Origin of the sequence: Kribbella qitaiheensis, from assembly GCF_014217565.1 — a bacterium.
GTDB lineage: Bacteria > Actinomycetota > Actinomycetes > Propionibacteriales > Kribbellaceae > Kribbella > Kribbella qitaiheensis_A.
The window spans coordinates 6,955,492-6,971,090 of the sequence record NZ_CP043661.1 but is presented as its reverse complement, the minus strand read 5'-3'; the positions used below and the strand labels follow the sequence as shown (position 1 = coordinate 6,971,090).

Annotated in this window: 13 protein-coding genes, 1 tRNA gene and 1 pseudogene; 6 read left to right on the top strand and 9 right to left on the bottom strand. The window is 68.0% G+C overall.

Annotated elements, in window-relative coordinates:
* Positions 1-289: 289 nt before the first annotated feature.
* The 3 genes from F1D05_RS33180 to F1D05_RS33170 all read right to left on the bottom strand — a co-directional run bounded on the left by F1D05_RS33180 (position 290) and on the right by F1D05_RS33170 (position 1,325).
* Positions 290-361, bottom strand: a tRNA-Val gene (locus F1D05_RS33180).
* A gap of 33 nt (positions 362-394) precedes the next feature.
* Positions 395-871 carry a peroxiredoxin gene (locus F1D05_RS33175; protein ID WP_185444270.1) on the bottom strand — a complete coding sequence of 159 codons (477 nt, stop codon included), beginning with the start codon at positions 869-871 and terminating at the stop codon, positions 395-397.
* 7 nt (positions 872-878) lie between these two features.
* Positions 879-1,325: a DUF3052 domain-containing protein gene (locus tag F1D05_RS33170; RefSeq protein WP_185444269.1), complete on the bottom strand. Its 447-nt coding sequence runs from the start codon at positions 1,323-1,325 to the stop codon at positions 879-881.
* A 298-nt stretch (positions 1,326-1,623) separates the two neighbouring features.
* Between F1D05_RS33170 and aceE the strand changes: the two are divergent.
* From aceE to F1D05_RS33145, 5 genes and pseudogenes are all read left to right on the top strand, one after another.
* Positions 1,624-4,355, top strand: a pseudogene (gene aceE, locus F1D05_RS33165) (pyruvate dehydrogenase (acetyl-transferring), homodimeric type).
* Between the two features lie 146 nt (positions 4,356-4,501).
* Positions 4,502-5,602, top strand: a complete 1,101-nt coding sequence (locus F1D05_RS33160; protein WP_185444268.1) for a flavin-containing monooxygenase — start codon at positions 4,502-4,504, stop codon at positions 5,600-5,602.
* A gap of 39 nt (positions 5,603-5,641) precedes the next feature.
* Positions 5,642-7,261, top strand: a complete 1,620-nt coding sequence (locus F1D05_RS33155) for a helix-turn-helix transcriptional regulator (protein ID WP_185444267.1) — start codon at positions 5,642-5,644, stop codon at positions 7,259-7,261.
* A gap of 84 nt (positions 7,262-7,345) precedes the next feature.
* Positions 7,346-8,818 carry a peptide MFS transporter gene (locus tag F1D05_RS33150; RefSeq protein WP_246486169.1) on the top strand — a complete coding sequence of 491 codons (1,473 nt, stop codon included), beginning with the start codon at positions 7,346-7,348 and terminating at the stop codon, positions 8,816-8,818.
* A 73-nt stretch (positions 8,819-8,891) separates the two neighbouring features.
* Complete coding sequence (locus F1D05_RS33145) at positions 8,892-9,434, top strand: hypothetical protein (protein WP_246486168.1); 543 nt, start codon at positions 8,892-8,894, stop codon at positions 9,432-9,434.
* A gap of 9 nt (positions 9,435-9,443) precedes the next feature.
* Here the strand turns inward: F1D05_RS33145 and F1D05_RS33140 are convergent, their stop codons facing one another.
* The 6 genes from F1D05_RS33140 to F1D05_RS33115 form a co-directional block, all read right to left on the bottom strand.
* Complete coding sequence (locus F1D05_RS33140; protein WP_185444266.1) at positions 9,444-10,454, bottom strand: pirin family protein; 1,011 nt, start codon at positions 10,452-10,454, stop codon at positions 9,444-9,446.
* 34 nt (positions 10,455-10,488) lie between these two features.
* Entirely contained in the window at positions 10,489-11,043 is a 555-nt protein-coding gene (locus tag F1D05_RS33135) for a YceI family protein (RefSeq protein WP_185444265.1), read from the bottom strand.
* On the bottom strand, positions 11,040-11,510 hold the full coding sequence (locus tag F1D05_RS33130; RefSeq protein WP_185444264.1) for a nuclear transport factor 2 family protein: 471 nt from the start codon (positions 11,508-11,510) through the stop codon (positions 11,040-11,042). Before F1D05_RS33130 ends, F1D05_RS33135 begins: the two co-directional genes overlap by 4 nt.
* 93 nt (positions 11,511-11,603) lie before the next feature.
* Positions 11,604-12,446, bottom strand: a complete 843-nt coding sequence (locus F1D05_RS33125; protein ID WP_185444263.1) for a VOC family protein — start codon at positions 12,444-12,446, stop codon at positions 11,604-11,606.
* Positions 12,443-12,781, bottom strand: a complete 339-nt coding sequence (locus tag F1D05_RS33120; RefSeq protein WP_185444262.1) for an ArsR/SmtB family transcription factor — start codon at positions 12,779-12,781, stop codon at positions 12,443-12,445. Before F1D05_RS33120 ends, F1D05_RS33125 begins: the two co-directional genes overlap by 4 nt.
* 159 nt (positions 12,782-12,940) lie before the next feature.
* Complete coding sequence (locus F1D05_RS33115) at positions 12,941-13,984, bottom strand: PHP domain-containing protein (protein ID WP_185444261.1); 1,044 nt, start codon at positions 13,982-13,984, stop codon at positions 12,941-12,943.
* A gap of 347 nt (positions 13,985-14,331) precedes the next feature.
* On the opposite strand from F1D05_RS33115, the gene F1D05_RS33110 reads away from it, so the two are divergent.
* A complete protein-coding gene (locus F1D05_RS33110; RefSeq protein WP_246486167.1) occupies positions 14,332-15,543 on the top strand; it encodes a PucR family transcriptional regulator in 1,212 nt (403 codons plus the stop codon).
* Positions 15,544-15,599: the final 56 nt, after the last annotated feature.

Here is a 15,599-nt window from a genome sequence, read left to right as displayed (position 1 = left end):
ATACCCGTCTCGCTAGCTCTCACCGACAGAACAGGCCCCGTAAAACCGTCGACCGAGGCGAGTACGAGACCGTGCCTACCCGGTGCGTCATCGTCCGACCGACAGCCGTGAACCCTACCAGCCGAAGACCGGCCTGGCAGAGTCAGTTCCAGCAGCCGAAGGTTAAGAATCAACCAGCCGGCCGCTACCCAGGTCAACGAGCGTCGGCGGCTCGCGATACGTCCGCGGCCCAACGTTCCGCAGTACGGTCTCGACGCACCGGAGAAGGTGCGGAGATGGTCAGGACGTGTGGGCGCTGAGGGGATCGAACCCCCGACATCTTCCTTGTAAGGGAAGCGCTCTACCGCTGAGCTAAGCGCCCTGAAGGTACTGCGTGCCGAACCGAGCGAGGAGTCTATCCGAGACTCGGCCGAAGTTCCGCCAAGGCCCTCGCGTAGTCGCCCGGATCACGGGCCTCGGTGAAGCCCGTGACGACCGACCAGCGGATCACCCCGGCCTGGTCGATCACGAACGAGCCGCGGGCCGCACAGCCCCGCTCCGCGTCGAACACCCCGTACTGCGAGGCGATCGCCCCATGCGGCCAGAAATCGCTCAGCAGGCTGAATTCGATCCCGGCCGAGTCGGCGTACGCCCGCAGGCTGAACATCGGGTCGCAGGAGACAGCCAGGATCTCCGCGGCGGCCGCCAGGTCGGGCCGATCGCGGAGAGCCGTCAGCTCGCTCGTGCACACCCCGCTGAAGGCATACGGGTAGAACAGCAGGACGACGTCCCGCCGGCCCCGGAAATCCGAGAGCCGGAGGGACTCGCCGTGCTGTGTGCGGGCGACGAAGTCCGGTGCCTGACTGCCGACCGAGGGGACGGCAGCGGTCACCGGCGGATCACTTCTTGACCCGTGGCGACTTCGGCATCATCAGCTTCGTGGCCGACCAGTCCTCGGTCGGACTCAGGCTGCTGGTCGTGGACAGTCCTGCGGTCGGTGCAGCCTCGGCGATATCGGCGGCGTCGACGTAGCCCTCGCGGCCGACCTTGGGGGTCATCAGCCACACCACACCGCCCGCCTTCAGGTCGGTCAGCACGTCGAAGAATGCGTCCACCAAGTCGCCGTCGTCCTCCCGGAACCAGAGCAGCACGGCGTCGACGACCTCGTCCGTCTCCTCGCCGACGAACTGCTCGCCGGTCAGTTCCTGGACGGCGTCCCTGAAGGCGTCGTCGCAGTCGTCGTCGTAGCCGAGCTCCTGGACGACCCAACCGGTCTCCAGGCCGAGCCGGGCGGCCATGTTCGGCTCGCCGCTCTTGCCGTCCGCGTGGTCCGCGGTCGCGCTCACGTGTCCTCCTCCGTCGTCCCCGCAGGCCCGGGGGTAGGCGTTAGTAGCAGTAGTCCATCGTGGCCTACCGCGTCGCGCAAGTATGCACGAGGGTCCCGTGACGTGTCCGGTATCCGCGTGGCGCGGACCGTGCGTGTCCGCTCCGAACCGTCGCGGGCGGCCGGAAAGTGCATCGTTGTGGATGCAAAGTAGAACGCATTCCGAACAGGTGACAGGATTGCCGGGAGGACCGACCTAGAGAGAACGGCAGGACACCGTGGCTTCCGGACACGAACCACCAGCCATCATCACCGAGGGGATGCCTACCCAGCTCCCTGACATCGACCCCGACGAAACTCGTGAGTGGGTCGAATCGCTCGACGCGGTGCTGGACGAGCGCGGCAAGGTGCGCGCGCGCTACCTGATGCTCAAGCTGATCGAACGGGCCCGGGAGCGACAGGTCGGGGTACCCGCGCTGCCGAGCACCGACTACATCAACTCGATCCCGCCCGAGCGCGAGCCCTGGTTCCCCGGTGACGAGCACATCGAGCGGCGGATCCGGGCCTTCATCCGGTGGAACGCCGCGGTGATGGTCAGCAAGGCCAACCGCAAGGGGCTCGAGGTCGGCGGTCACATCGCCACCTACCAGTCGGCGGCCAGCCTGTACGAGGTCGGCTTCAACCACTTCTTCCGCGGCAAGGACCACCCGGGCGGCGGCGACCAGATCTTCATCCAGGGCCATGCCTCCCCCGGCATGTACGCCCGGGCCTTCCTCGAGGGCCGGCTCACCGCCGACCAGCTGGACGGGTTCCGCCAGGAGGTCTCCCGCGGTCCGCACCAGGGCCTGTCGTCGTACCCGCACCCCCGGCTGATGCCGGACTTCTGGGAGTACCCGACGGTCTCGATGGGTCTGGCCGCGCTGGACTCGATCTACCAGGCGCGCTTCAACCGGTACCTGCACAACCGCGGCATCAAGGACACCAGCGACCAGCACGTCTGGACCTTCCTCGGTGACGGCGAGATGGGCGAGCCGGAGTCGCTCGGCGCGATCGGCCTGGCCGCCCGCGAGGAGCTCGACAACCTGACCTTCGTGGTCAACTGCAACCTGCAGCAGCTGGACGGCCCGGTCCGCGGCAACGGCAAGGTGATCCAGGAGCTCGAGGCGTTCTTCCGCGGCGCCGGCTGGAACGTCATCAAGGTGGTCTGGGGCCGCGAGTGGGACTCGCTGCTGGCCCAGGACCACGACGGCGCGCTGGTCAACAAGATGAACACCACCCCGGACGGCCAGTTCCAGACCTACTCCGTCGAGTCCGGCGAGTACATCCGGAACAACTTCTTCGGCGGTGACCAGCGGCTGCAGGCGATGGTTCGCAACCTGTCCGACGAGGACCTGCGCAAGCTGCCCCGCGGCGGTCACGACTACCGCAAGGTCTACGCGGCCTTCAAGAGCGCCAAGGAGCACGTCGGGCAGCCGACCGTCATCCTGGCCCAGACGGTCAAGGGCTGGACCATCGAGGCGCTGGAGGGCCGCAACGCGACCCACCAGATGAAGAAGCTCACCTCGGACGACCTGAAGACCTTCCGCGACCGGCTCTACCTGCCGATCGAGGACAAGGACCTCGAGGACGCCTACAACCCGCCGTACTACCACCCCGGCACCGACTCGCCGGAGCACCAGTACATGATGGAGCGGCGTCAGCAGCTCGGCGGGTTCCTGCCGCAGCGCCGAGTCCGGCCGAAGACGCTGAAACTGCCTGGTGACGCCGTCTACAAGCCGCTCAGCAAGGGCAACGAAAAGACGCCGGTGGCGACCACGATGGCGCTCGTCCGGCTCTTCCGCGACCTGATGAAGGACCCGGAGATCGGGCACCGGATCGTGCCGATCGCCCCCGACGAGTACCGCACCTTCGGGATGGACTCGATGTTCCCGACGGCGAAGATCTACTCGCCGCACGGGCAGACCTACGAGGCGGTCGACCGCAACCTGCTGCTGTCGTACAAGGAGTCCGAGAAGGGCCAACTGCTGCACGAGGGCATCAGCGAGGCCGGCGCGATGGGCTCGATGATCGCGGGCCCGGTACGGCGTACGCGACGCACGGCGAGCCGATGATCCCGTTCTACATCTTCTATTCGATGTTCGGGTTCCAGCGCACCGGCGACCAGCTCTGGGCGCTCGGCGACCAGCTCGGCCGGGGCTTCCTGATCGGCGCCACCGCCGGCCGGACCACCCTGACCGGTGAGGGTCTGCAGCACGCCGACGGACACTCGCCGCTGCTCGCCTCGTCGAACCCGGCCGCGGTGCACTACGACCCCGGCTTCGCCTACGAGGTCGCGCACATCGTCAAGGACGGTCTGCGCCGGATGTACGGCTACGGGCTGGACGAGTCGAAGCCGTTCGGTGAGGACGTGTTCTTCTACCTGACGGTCTACAACGAGCCGGTCGCGCAGCCGGCCGAGCCGGAGAACCTCGACGTGGCGGCCCTGCTGAAAGGCATGTACCGCTTCAACGAGTACGAGACAGCCAAGGGCGACGACGTACCGCGGGTGCAGTTGCTCGGGTCCGGCGTGGCGCTGCCGTGGGTCCGCAAGGCCCAGCAGATCCTCGCCGAGGAGTACTCGGTGGCGGCCGACATCTGGTCGGTCACGTCCTGGAACGAGCTGCGCCGCGAGGCGATCGCCGCGGAGGAGCACAACCTGCTGCACCCGGACGAGGACGAGCGGGTGCCGTTCATCACCCAGCAACTGAAGGACACCAAGGGCCCGGTCGTCGCGGTCAGCGACTTCATGCGCGCGGTGCAGGACCAGATCTCCCGCTGGGTGCCGAACGACTACACGTCGCTCGGAACCGACGGCTGGGGCCTGGCCGACACCCGGGCCGCCGCCCGCCGCCACTTCCACGTGGACGCCGAGTCGATCGTCGTCGCCACACTGCAGATCCTGGCCAAGCGCGGTGACGTCAAGCGCGAGGTAGCCGCCGAGGCTGCCCGCAAGTACCGCATCGACGACCCCACCGCGGTCGCCGGCGTAAAGCAGGAAGGCGCCGGCGCCTGACGTACCACTGAGGAGCCGCTCATCCCCCGCACCGGGGGTGAGCGGCTTTTCTGCGTGCCTACGACAAATCACCCATGTCGAGCCCGGCTGAAGTTGGGCATTCTGTCCGACGCGAGGAAAGGCACTCTCTTCCTAACGTCAGAGGCATGATTACCGAGAGCGTTGAGACTGTCATTATCGGGGCCGGTCAAGCCGGGTTGGCGACCGGATACCACCTGCGCGAGCTTGGCAGGGAGTTCGTCATTCTGGAGGGCAATGCCCGGCTGGGAGACAACTGGCGGGCGCAGTGGGACACGCTGCGGCTTTATACGCCGAAGAAGTACGACGGGCTGCCGGGGCTGCCGTTCCCAGGTGAGCGCTGGTCGTATCCCACCAAGGACGAGGTCGCTGATTATCTGGAGTCCTACGCCGCAAAGTTCGACCTGCCGGTGCGGACCAGCACCCGGGTGGACCGGCTCGAAGCGGCGAACGGCGGGTACGCCGTCATCATCGGCGACCACCAGATCCTGGCGAAGAACGTCGTTGTCGCGACCGGCACCTTCGGTCGTACGCCGTACCTGCCGGAGTACGCCGTGGATCTCGACCCCGCGATCCGGCAGCTCCACTCCAGCGAGTACCGCCGGCCCGGACAGCTCAAGGACGGACCGGTCCTCGTGGTCGGCGGCTCGCACTCGGGCACCGACATCGCGTACGAGGTCGCCATCACCCACCCGACGGTGCTCTGTGGCCGGGACCCGGGTCAGATCCCGGTCCGGCTGGAGAAGAAGGGCGCCCGGCTGTTCTTCCCGGTCTTCATCTTCGTCGGCAAGCACCTGCTCACCCGGCGGACGCCGATGGGGCGCAAGGAGATGCGGGAGATCCGCTACCACGGCGGTCCGATGCTCCGGGTGAAGCGGGAGGACCTGATCGCGCGGGGGGTCGAGCGGGTCCACGACCGGGTGGCCGGCGTCAAGGACGGTCGGCCGATGCTCGACGACGGCCGCGTGCTCGATGTCGCCAACGTCGTCTGGTCCACCGGTTTCCGCCAGGTGTTCGACTGGATCAAGGTCCCGGTGATCGGCCCGGACGGCTGGCCGGAGGAGATGCGTGGGGTCGCCGCCGCCGCACCAGGCCTGTACTTCTGCGGCCTGTGCTTCCAGTTCGCCTTCAGCTCGATGGTGGTGGCGGGAGCCGGCCGCGACGCGGAGTACGTCGCCAAGCAGATCGCCACCCGCTCCGGCGCGGTCCGAACTGCCGCCGCCGCGTGATGCTCACCCGCGCGTATCCTCGATAGGAGGGGATACGCGATGGGCATCGTCGACGACCTGGAGCGGGCGCGCAAGGCCTTCGAACGGCGCGACTGGGCAACCGTCTACGACCAGCTGTCGGTAGTGGCCGACCTAGGCCCGGAAGACCTGCTGAAGCTGGCGACCGCGGCGTACCTGGCCGGCGATGACGACGTCAGTGTCAGGGCGCTCCAGCGCGGCTATCAGGTCTCCGTCGAGGGTGGCGACACCCTCGGAGCGGTCCGCTTCGCCTTCTGGCTCGGCCTGGTCCTCAACGTCCGCGGCGAGGCGGCGGTGGCCGCCGGCTGGGCGGCCCGGGCCCAGCGGCTGCTGGCGGACCAGCCCGCGGATGTGGTGGAACGCGGCTACCTGCTGATCCACGACTTCTTTCGCTGCCTCGACCGGCAGGAGTTCGCGGGCGCGGTGCGAGTCGCGACCGAGATCACCGGCATCGGCCGCCGGTTCGGGGAACCCGACCTGATCGCCCAGGGCCTGGTCTGCGAGGGCAGGACGCTGATGTACGCCGGTCAGGTACCGGAGGGACTCGCGCTGCTGGACGAGGCGATGGTCGGAGTCGCCGCCGGCGAGCTGTCGCCCATCTTCGCGGGCAACGTCTACTGCGCGATGATCGAGGCCTGCCAGGAGGTGCTGGACTTCGGCCGCGCTTCCGCCTGGACGACCGCGTTGACCCGCTGGTGCGACAGCCAGCCGGCGCTGGTGCCTTTCACCGGGCAATGCGCTGTTCACCGCGGCCAGATCCTCCGCCTCCGTGGCGCGTTCGGGGAGGCACTGGAGGAGTACGAAGGCGCTTGCCGCCGCTACGCCGCCTCGGGTGCCCAGGCCGCAGCCGGGTTCGCGATGAGTGAGTCCGGCGACGTACTGCGGGTCCGCGGCGCCTATTCGCAGGCCGAGAACCGCTACGGCCAGGCCTCGGGCTACGGCTACGAACCCCAGCCCGGTCTGGCCCTGCTGTGGCTCGCCCGCGGTCGTCTCCCGGCGGCCGGCGCCACCGTCCGGCGGCTGCTCGCCGAGACCGGCGGCCCCGTGCAGCGGTCCCGCCTGCTCCCCGCGGCGGTCGAGATCCTCGTCGCCACCGACAGCCTCGACGAAGCCGAAACGGCGGCAACCGAGCTGACGAAGATCGCGGAAGCCTTCGGGTGCGGCGGCCTACGGGCGATGGCCGCGTACTGCGGCGGGCTCGCGGCGCTCGCATCCGGTGACGCCCGTCGCGCACTGCCCCACGCCAGGCAGGCGAAACAGTTGTGGAGCGGCCTGCAGGCGCCGTACGAGGTGGCGCGGGCCATGATCCTCGTCGGGAGAGCGTTCCGGGAGCTCGGCGACGAGGACTCGGCCACCGCCGAGCTCACCTCCGCGCTGCGGACCTTCAGCGAACTGGGCGCGGTGGCCTGCCGCCAGGAGGCCGAGAAACTGCTGGGCCGGACCGCGCTCGGCGGGCTCACCCAGCGCGAGCTCGAGGTACTGCGGTTGGTTGCGGCCGGCAACAGCAACAACGTGATCGCGCAGCAACTCGTGCTCAGCGAGAAGACCGTGGCCCGGCATCTGTCCAACATCTTCACCAAGCTCGGCGTACCGTCCCGCACGGCGGCGGCCGCGTACGCCCGCGAACACGACCTCCTCTAGGACGACACCCCCCGACTGGTGCTTGGCGATTTCAACCAACTACGGTCGTGAAGGTTGTCGTCGATGAACGGAGAGTAGTCGAGCGTGTCCGGAACGCAACAGGCAGCGGTCGAGGAGAAGACCTTCTTCGGGCATCCGCGTGGGTTGATGACGCTGTTCACCACCGAATTGTGGGAGCGGTTCAGCTACTACGGGATGCGCGCGATCCTGCTGCTCTACCTGACCGACAAGGCGCACGGGCTGGGCCTCGGCGAGTCGCTCGGGCAGGCCGTGGTCTCTATCTACGGCGCGTCGGTCTACCTGCTCTCGGTGCTCGGCGGCTGGCTCGCCGACCGGGTGATCGGCGCCCGGCGTACCGTCCTGTACGGCGGTGGCGTGATCGTCACCGGCCACATCTGCCTGGCCCTCCCGGTCGAGGGGATGGCGTACGCCGGGATCGCACTGGTTGCCCTCGGCACCGGACTGCTGAAGCCGAACGTGTCGACGATGGTCGGCAACCTGTACGAGAAGAGCGACAGCCGGCGCGACTCCGCGTTCTCGATCTTCTACATGGGCATCAACATCGGCTCGTTCTCGGCGCCGTTCGTGGTCGGCTTCCTGCGCCGCGAATTCGGCTTCCACGTCGCGTTCGCGGCGGCCGCGGTCGGGATGACACTCGCCCTGGTCGCCTACGTGCTCGGCCGGCGCACCCTGCGCGGCCGCGGTGAGACGCCGCCGAACCCGCTCACCGCCGAGGACCGGCCGACGATGCTGAAGATCGCCGGCGCGGTCGCCGCGCTGCTGATCGTCGTCTTCGCCTTGTCCGCCTGGAAGTCCGGCGGGCTCGGCCCGAAGCCGGTCGTGGACGCGATCTCGTACCTGTGCTTCCTGGCGCCGATCGCCTACTTCACCATGCTGCTCCGCAGCCCGCTGGTGACCCCGGTCGAACGCCGCCGGGTCCGGGCGTACATCCCGCTCTTCATCGCCGCGATGCTGTTCTTCATGCTGTTCGAGCAGGCGGCCACGACGCTGACCACGTTCGCCGCGGACCGGACCGACCTGAACCTGGTCGGCATCTCGATCTCGCCGGAGTTCTTCCAGTCGGTCAACCCGTTCAGCATCATCGTGCTGGCGCCGGTGTTCGCGGTGATCTGGATCAGGCTCGGCGATCGCGGCCCGAGCATCGGCCAGAAGTTCGCCACCGGACTGCTGCTGGCCGGCATCTCCTTCGCGGTGATGGCGCTCGCCTCGTCGGTCGCCGGGACGAACCTGGCCTCGCCGTTCTGGCTGGTCCTCGTCTACGTCATCCAGACCCTCGGCGAACTGTTCCTGTCCCCCGTCGGCCTGGCCGCGACCACGATGCTCGCGCCGAAGGCTTTCGCCAGCCAGATGATGGCGCTGTGGTTCCTCGCCCCGTCGGCCGGCCAGGCGATCACCGCCCAACTCGTCCAGGCCACCGAAGGCGCTTCGGACACGGCGTACTTCGGCTGGCTCGCCGTCGTGACGATCGCCTTCGCCATCGCCCTCTACTTCCTGGCCCCCTGGATCCGCCACCACGCCGACACCAGCGAGGACTGACCACACTTTCGAGGGACTCCGTTCACCCTGCGGAGTGAGGTCGCGCCCGGTCCGGCGCGGAATGCTCGGAGTCATGACAGAGCATCCCGTACCGCGCTGGGCCTACCGGCTGGCCCACGTCATTCCGTTCCTCACCCTGCCGTCCGGGCTGTGGCGCCTCGGGTTGGTCACCGGATCGTCGATGGGCACGCTGGACGACGCCGGCCGGCCTATGCATCTGCATGGCTTCGGAGAGAACCTCTACGTCGTCTGCCTGACGCTGTTCTCCGAAGCCGTAGCGCTAACCGCCTTCGGGATGGTCAAGCGGTGGGGCGAGGTGGTCCCGCGCTGGATCCCCTTGATCGGCGGCCGACGCGTCGCGCCGTACGCCGCGATCATCCCGGCAACGCTGGGCAGCTTCGCCTTGATCGCGATCTGGACCTACGGGTTCCGCGGCGCCTTCACCGGGCAGTTCATCCCCTTCTCCAGCGACGCCGCGGCGGCATTGATGATCACCTGCTACGCCCCGCTCAACCTCTGGGGACCAGCACTCCTCGTCCTCACCTGGGCCTACTACCGCCGTCGGCGGGTCCACAACACCGACCATTTGGAGCCGTCGCCTCTTAGCGTGCGGTGATCGGCAGGGTCAGCGCGAGCGCGGGCGCGGCTTCAGTCTCGTGCCGGGGAGTACAGGTGCGGGCAACGGTGGGCCGTCATACCCGGGGACCGTCGGGAAGCGTTCGTTGCCGGCGGCCTCGATCGACGCCAACCAGTCGTTGCGAGCGGCAACAATATCCTCGTGGGTGCGGCCGATGAAGTTCCACCACATCACCAGCTCCTCCTCGAACGGCTCGCCGCCGAGCAGCAGGCAACGGGTGCCGTCCGCGCCGGCCACGAGTTCAACCTCCGGGCGTCCCGTCCCGAGGTAGGCCATCTCACCGAATCCGGGCGACAGGTCGCCGATTTGGAGCGCCCCGTCCACCACCAGTACGGCGTACTCGAAGGCGGACGTCAGCGGCAGGGTGACGGTCCGGCCGGGCTCGATGCGGAGGTCGGCGCCGACGAGAGGCGTGTACGCCGGCGCGGGCGAGGTGACTCCGCCGACCGTCCCGAGCATCACCGTCGCCTCGGCGCCGTCGAGTACCAGCGTCGGCAGTTCGGCGTACGCATTGAACGCGGGGGCGACGGTCGTCCGTACGGAGTCGGGCAGTGCGACCCAGAGCTGCGCGCCGTGCAAGGTTGACGGTGCCGTCGGCAACGAAACCTCCGAGTGCGCGATCCCGTTGCCCGCGGTCATGATGTTGAGCTCGCCCGGCCGGACCATCGCGTGCGAGCCGACGCTGTCGCGGTGCTCGATCTCGCCCTCGAACAACCAGCTCACGGTCTGCAGACTGGTGTGCGGATGCGGCGGCACGAGCATCCCGCGATCACCCGGTACGTCGTACGGGTCGACCCGGGCGGTCAGGTCGTCCGGCCCGTAGTGGTCCACGAAGCACCAGGCGCCGACCATCCGCCGGTTCTTGTTCGGCAACAACCGGCGGACCTTCGTCGTCCGGCCCAGCACCACCTGCCGGGCCTCCAGCAACTCCTCCACCGGCCCGTCCACCCCACCCACCGGGCAGACGACCTCGGCCGGATCCTTCTCCAGGTCACTCATACCTCGAGTATGTACTTCGCCCCCGCCGGATCGATCAGGACCGGCGGATCGCGACGATGCTGAAGTCGAGGGTGACCTGCTCGCCGACCAGTGCTCCGCCGCCCTCCGCGACGGCGTTCCAGCTGACACCCCAGTCGTTGCGATTGATGGTCGACTTTCCTTCGAAGCCGACCCGGAACCCGCCCGACGGGTCGTCTCCGGCAGCGGTCAACTCGAAGGCGACGGTCACCGGCTTGGTCGCGCCCCGGACGGTCAGGTCACCGGTGACCTTGAAGTTGGTCTGGTCGACCTGCTCGACCCTGGTCGAGGTGAAGGTGATGGTCGGGTGGTTGGCCGCGTCCAGATACGCGCTGCCGAGGTGCTCGTCGCGCCGCTTGTTGCGGGTCTGGATGCTCTTCGCCTGGATCGTGAGCCGCACGCTGGACTTCGACGGGTCGTCGCCGTCCAGGTGCGCGCTGCCCTCGAACTCGTCGTACCGGCCGCGCACCTTCATCACCAGCACCTGCCGGATCACGAAGCCGATCCGGGTGTTCGCGGTGTCGAGGACGTAGTCGCCGGTCAACTCGCCGAGCTTGGTCGTGATCGTCATCCGTCGCTCCCAGCGGGAACCGCGATACCCGAGTAGGACGTCGAGCCCGTCAACGGACTGTGGTCGTAGTACTTGATCTCGTACACGCGCAGGGTGAATCGCCAGCCGTCGGGGGTACGGCGGTAGGTGTCGTGGTAGACGCCGTAGTTCGAGTGGGACCTCCCGTCGCCGAGACGTCCGGACTCCTGGAGGTAGGCGCGGCCGACAGCGGTGTCGCCGTCGACCTGGATCACGCCCGGGTGCGTGGTCTGCAGGAAGAACTCCCACAGATCCCGCAGCCGCGCGGTCCCGGCGCGGATCTCCTCCCGGCTGTCGAACCTCACCCCGGCATCAGGAATCCGCAGCCCACCGTCCGGCGTGAACAGCGACACCAGCCGGTCGTAGTCGTCCATCATCCGCGCATCGGTGAACTCACCGCGCAGCGCCTCGATCTCGAACCGGTCGGCGATGGCCTGAAAGTCGGTCATGGTTGGTATCCCCTTCGCTGGATGGTCCTCGTTCCAGCGATCCGACGAGACAGCGCGGCCGAATGTGATGCGCCCTCCGGTTGTCGCCTGGGTTCAGGTCATCGTGGGGCGCGCCTGGGCGAAGGTCCAGCGATGTCCTTCGAGGTCGTCGGCCTCGTACCGGCGGTAGCCGTGCTGGTGGATCTCCGAGACGATCTTGGCCCCGTACGCCGAACTCCGGGCGAAGTGCGCGTCGAGATCGTCGACGTACACCCAGATCCCGTGATCGAGCCGCCGTACGCCGGACGCCTGCCCCTCGCCGGACGCCTGCCCCTCGAGCTTGAAGAGCAGGATCGCCCGCCGGCCGACGTGCAGCTCGAGCCAGTCCGGCTGCTCACCTTCGGCCGGGATCCGGTCCCAGGACTCCAGCCCGAAGACAGTGTGCAACCAGCGCGCGGCCGCGGCCGGATCCTCGTAGTACAAGGCGATACTCAACCGATCGAGCTCGCGCGGCGTACCCGGCGCGGTGTCGCGTCGCGCAGTCCAGGACACGAACCACGGAATGACGTTCGGCCAGAAGTAGAAGGCGCTCTCGCCACCCTGGATCAAGGTCTGTTCGACGGTCACCTTGGTGCCGCCATCCAGCTTCTCGAAGTCGATCTGCGTCGTGGTGTCGTCCACCTCGCTGCGATACGCGAACCGCGAGCCGGGCTCCCACACGGTGACCTTGCCCAACACCAGAACGTCCTCGACGGCCGTGTCGGTACCGGGCTGATAGACCTCCAGGATCCGCCCACCCACCCCCGGCTCGATCTTCATCCCCACCGCCCGCGCAGAATCAAAAAAGTTGATCGGCCCGCGAACCCACCACAGATCGATATCGTCGGTAAAAATCCGGAACGCGGTCTCCGGATAGGTCGCGACCTCGACGGACGCGGATGCGGATTGCTTCGTCACGATGACTCCCCAGTCTGCTCGACATGCCTCTTGAACGCCCCCAACTGCTCCTGCCAATGCGCCTGCACCTGATCAAGCCAGGCCTGCACGGCGACCACAGGCTCAGGCCGCAACCTGAACACCCGCACCCGGGCGTCCTCCACTACCCGCTCATCAGCCACCAGCCCCGCCACCAGCAAAATCCGCAGATGCCGACTCATAGCCGGCGAGGACACCCCAGCCGCAACAGCCAGTTGACCGGCCCGCTGCGGCCCCTCCCCCAACAACCGCACAACCTGCCGCCGGGTCGGATCCGCCAACACCTCAAAAAACCGATCAACCTGATCGTTCACCATGCCTCAATAGTTACACCGTTCGTTAACTATTATCAATCCATCAGCGAATCCATCGGGAGGTCCGCCGGGTCCAGCCGCTCGCCGGTACGCCAGGTACACCGGGTCGTCGCGTACCGCCGTGGCGAGCACCGACGAAGGAAAGCGCGAAGTGGGTGGGCTTTAAGCGCTTGCCCATTCCTGGAGTTTGTCGGAGTTCCAGGTGTTGATGACGCGGTCTGGGGTGACACCGCACTCTTCGGCGCGTTCGCAGCCGTAGACCTGCCAGTCCAGCTGGCCGGGCGCGTGCGCATCGGTGTCGATGGAGAAGACGCAACCGGTCTCGACTGCCAACGACAGCAGGCGTTTCGGCGGGTCCAGGCGCTCTGGGCGGGAGTTGATCTCCACCGCCGTGCCGAACTGCCGGCAAGCCTCGAAGACCACCTCGGCGTCGAACTGCGACTCCGGCCGGGTGCCGCGGCCGCCGGTGACGAGGCGGCCGGTGCAGTGACCGAGTACGTCGACGTGCGGGTTCGCGATCGCGCGCACCATCCGCTCGGTCATCGGCTCGGCCGCCATCCGCAGCTTCGAGTGCACGCTGGCGACCACGATGTCGAGCCGGGCCAGGATCTCGGTGTCGCAGTCGAGCGACCCGTCGTCGAGGATGTCGACCTCGATCCCGTTCAAAATGGTGAACCCGTCAAGCTCACCCGCCAGCTTCTTGTTCAGCTCGGCGACCACCTCGATCTGCTGCAGCCGCCGCTCCCGCGACAGCCCGTTGGCGATCGTCAGCCGCGGCGAGTGATCGGTCAACGCCATGTACTTGTGCCCGAGCCGCGCCGCCGTCCGCGCCATCTCCTCGATCGGGCTGCCGCCGTCGGACCACTCGGAGTGCAGATGCAGATCGGCCTGCAGCGCAGCGCGCATCGCAGTACCGGCTTCCGTCAGCGAACCCGCGGCCTGTTCCAGCTTCACCAGGTACGACGGGGTGGCGCCGTCCATCGCCTCCAGGATCACGGCCTCGGTCTTCGGCCCGATCCCCGCCAGCTCGGTCAGCGTCCCGGCGCGCCGCCGAGCCCGTACTTCGGCGGCCGGCAGCCCCTCGATCGTGTCCGCGGCCCGCCGATAGGCCTTCACCCGGTGCGTCGGCTGCCGGTCCCGCTCCAGGTAGTACCCGATCGCCCGCAGCGCCTCGACCGCCTCAGCCACACCCGCCTTGTCGCTCATCACCCCATCATCGCGCCCACACCGGCCCATCCGCCTGATCCACTCCGACTTTGTGCACCAGTTGAGCGCCCGGAGCACGGAATCCACTCAACTGGTGCACAAAGCGCGGTGGATTGCGCCGCCCGTCCACCCCTACCTCGCCTTTGTGCACCAGTTGAGCGCCCGGAGCACGGAATCCACTCAACTGGTGCACAAAGCGCGGTGGATTGCGCCGCCCGTCCACCCCTACCTCGCCTTTGTGCACCAGTTGAGCGTTCCCAGCACGGAATTCACTCAACTGGTGCACAAAGTCGGGGCGGAGGGGCCGATGCAGAAGTTGTATGGCGGGCTGGGGCTAGTGTCGGAGGGTGGCGGCGAAAGGGCACAGAGCGCGGGCGGAACGGTTGCAGAACGCGACCGGCGCCCTCGCGACGGCTGCGACCGCGGCGATGGACGAGAAGCTGCCGTGGTTCGGGAAGCTCTCGGCCCAGGACCGGTCCTGGATCGGGCTGGTCGCCCAGTCCGGGATCACCGCGTTCGTCGACTGGTTCCGCGACCCCGACGCGCACTCCTCGATGCCGACCCGGATGTTCGGCTCCGCGCCGCGCGAGTTCACCCGGGTGATCTCGCTGCACCAGACCGTCGACCTGGTCCGGACCACGATCGAGATGATCGAGAACACCATCGGCGACCTGCTGCCCGCCGACGACATCCCCTTCGTCCACGAGGCGATGAACCGGTACGCCCGTGAGGTCGCATTCGCCGCCGCGACCGTGTATGCACAGGCTGCCGAGCTGCGCGGCGCCTGGGACGCGCGGCTGGAAGCCCTGGTCGTCGACTCGGTGATCCGCGGCGAAGCCGACGAGTCAGTTCGCTCCCGCGCATCCGCCCTCGGCTGGACCGGTTCCGGTACTGCGGGCGCCGGTACCGCAGGCTCCGGCGAGGTCGCCGTGGTCGTCGGACGGGCCCCCTCGAACGAGCCGGGCAGCACCAACGTGGCGGACGCAGTACGGCATGCTGCTCGCGAAGCCGGCGCTGACGCTCTGTGCGCGATGCAGGGCGACCGGCTGGTGATAGTACTCGGTGGTACGAGCAAACCTGTCGAGACTGTACAAACGCTGGCCGAGTTCTTCGGGCCCGGTCCGATCGTGGTCGGACCACTGGTTCCCGACCTGATGGCAGCCGTCACCTCGGCCCGCGCGGCCGTTGCCGGACTCCGGGCGGCACCGGCCTGGCCCGGTGCGCCACGACCTGTCCATGCCGACGAACTGCTGCCCGAACGCTCACTGTCCGGCGACGGCCATGCCCGGCGTCAACTGGCCACCGACGTCTACGGCCCGCTCACAATGGGCGACGGAGTACTGCTGGACACCGTTTCGACGTACCTCGATTCGGGCGGCTCGATCGAAGGAACGGCCCGGGCGATGTTCATCCACCCCAATACCGTCCGGTACAGACTCAAACGTGTGGGCGAGATCACTGGCTACTCGCCCAGCAATCCCCGCGACAGTTTCACGTTGCGTGTCGCACTGACCCTTGGTCGCCTGCTCAACCCCGAGCCCGGTGCGTCCGTTTTATAGGATTCCTACAAAGTCGGCCCGGTAGAATTCGTGCCACATTGCGGCCCGGAAACACC

Coding starts and splice junctions, on each gene's coding strand:
- F1D05_RS33160 (WP_185444268.1), top strand. CDS start 4,502: ATGATTACCGAGAGCGTTGAGACTGTCATTATCGGGGCCGGTCAAGCC.
- F1D05_RS33155 (WP_185444267.1), top strand. CDS start 5,642: ATGGGCATCGTCGACGACCTGGAGCGGGCGCGCAAGGCCTTCGAACGG.
- F1D05_RS33145 (WP_246486168.1), top strand. CDS start 8,892: ATGACAGAGCATCCCGTACCGCGCTGGGCCTACCGGCTGGCCCACGTC.
- F1D05_RS33140 (WP_185444266.1), bottom strand. CDS start 10,454: ATGAGTGACCTGGAGAAGGATCCGGCCGAGGTCGTCTGCCCGGTGGGT.
- F1D05_RS33135 (WP_185444265.1), bottom strand. CDS start 11,043: ATGACGATCACGACCAAGCTCGGCGAGTTGACCGGCGACTACGTCCTC.
- F1D05_RS33130 (WP_185444264.1), bottom strand. CDS start 11,510: ATGACCGACTTTCAGGCCATCGCCGACCGGTTCGAGATCGAGGCGCTG.
- F1D05_RS33120 (WP_185444262.1), bottom strand. CDS start 12,781: ATGGTGAACGATCAGGTTGATCGGTTTTTTGAGGTGTTGGCGGATCCG.
- F1D05_RS33115 (WP_185444261.1), bottom strand. CDS start 13,984: ATGAGCGACAAGGCGGGTGTGGCTGAGGCGGTCGAGGCGCTGCGGGCG.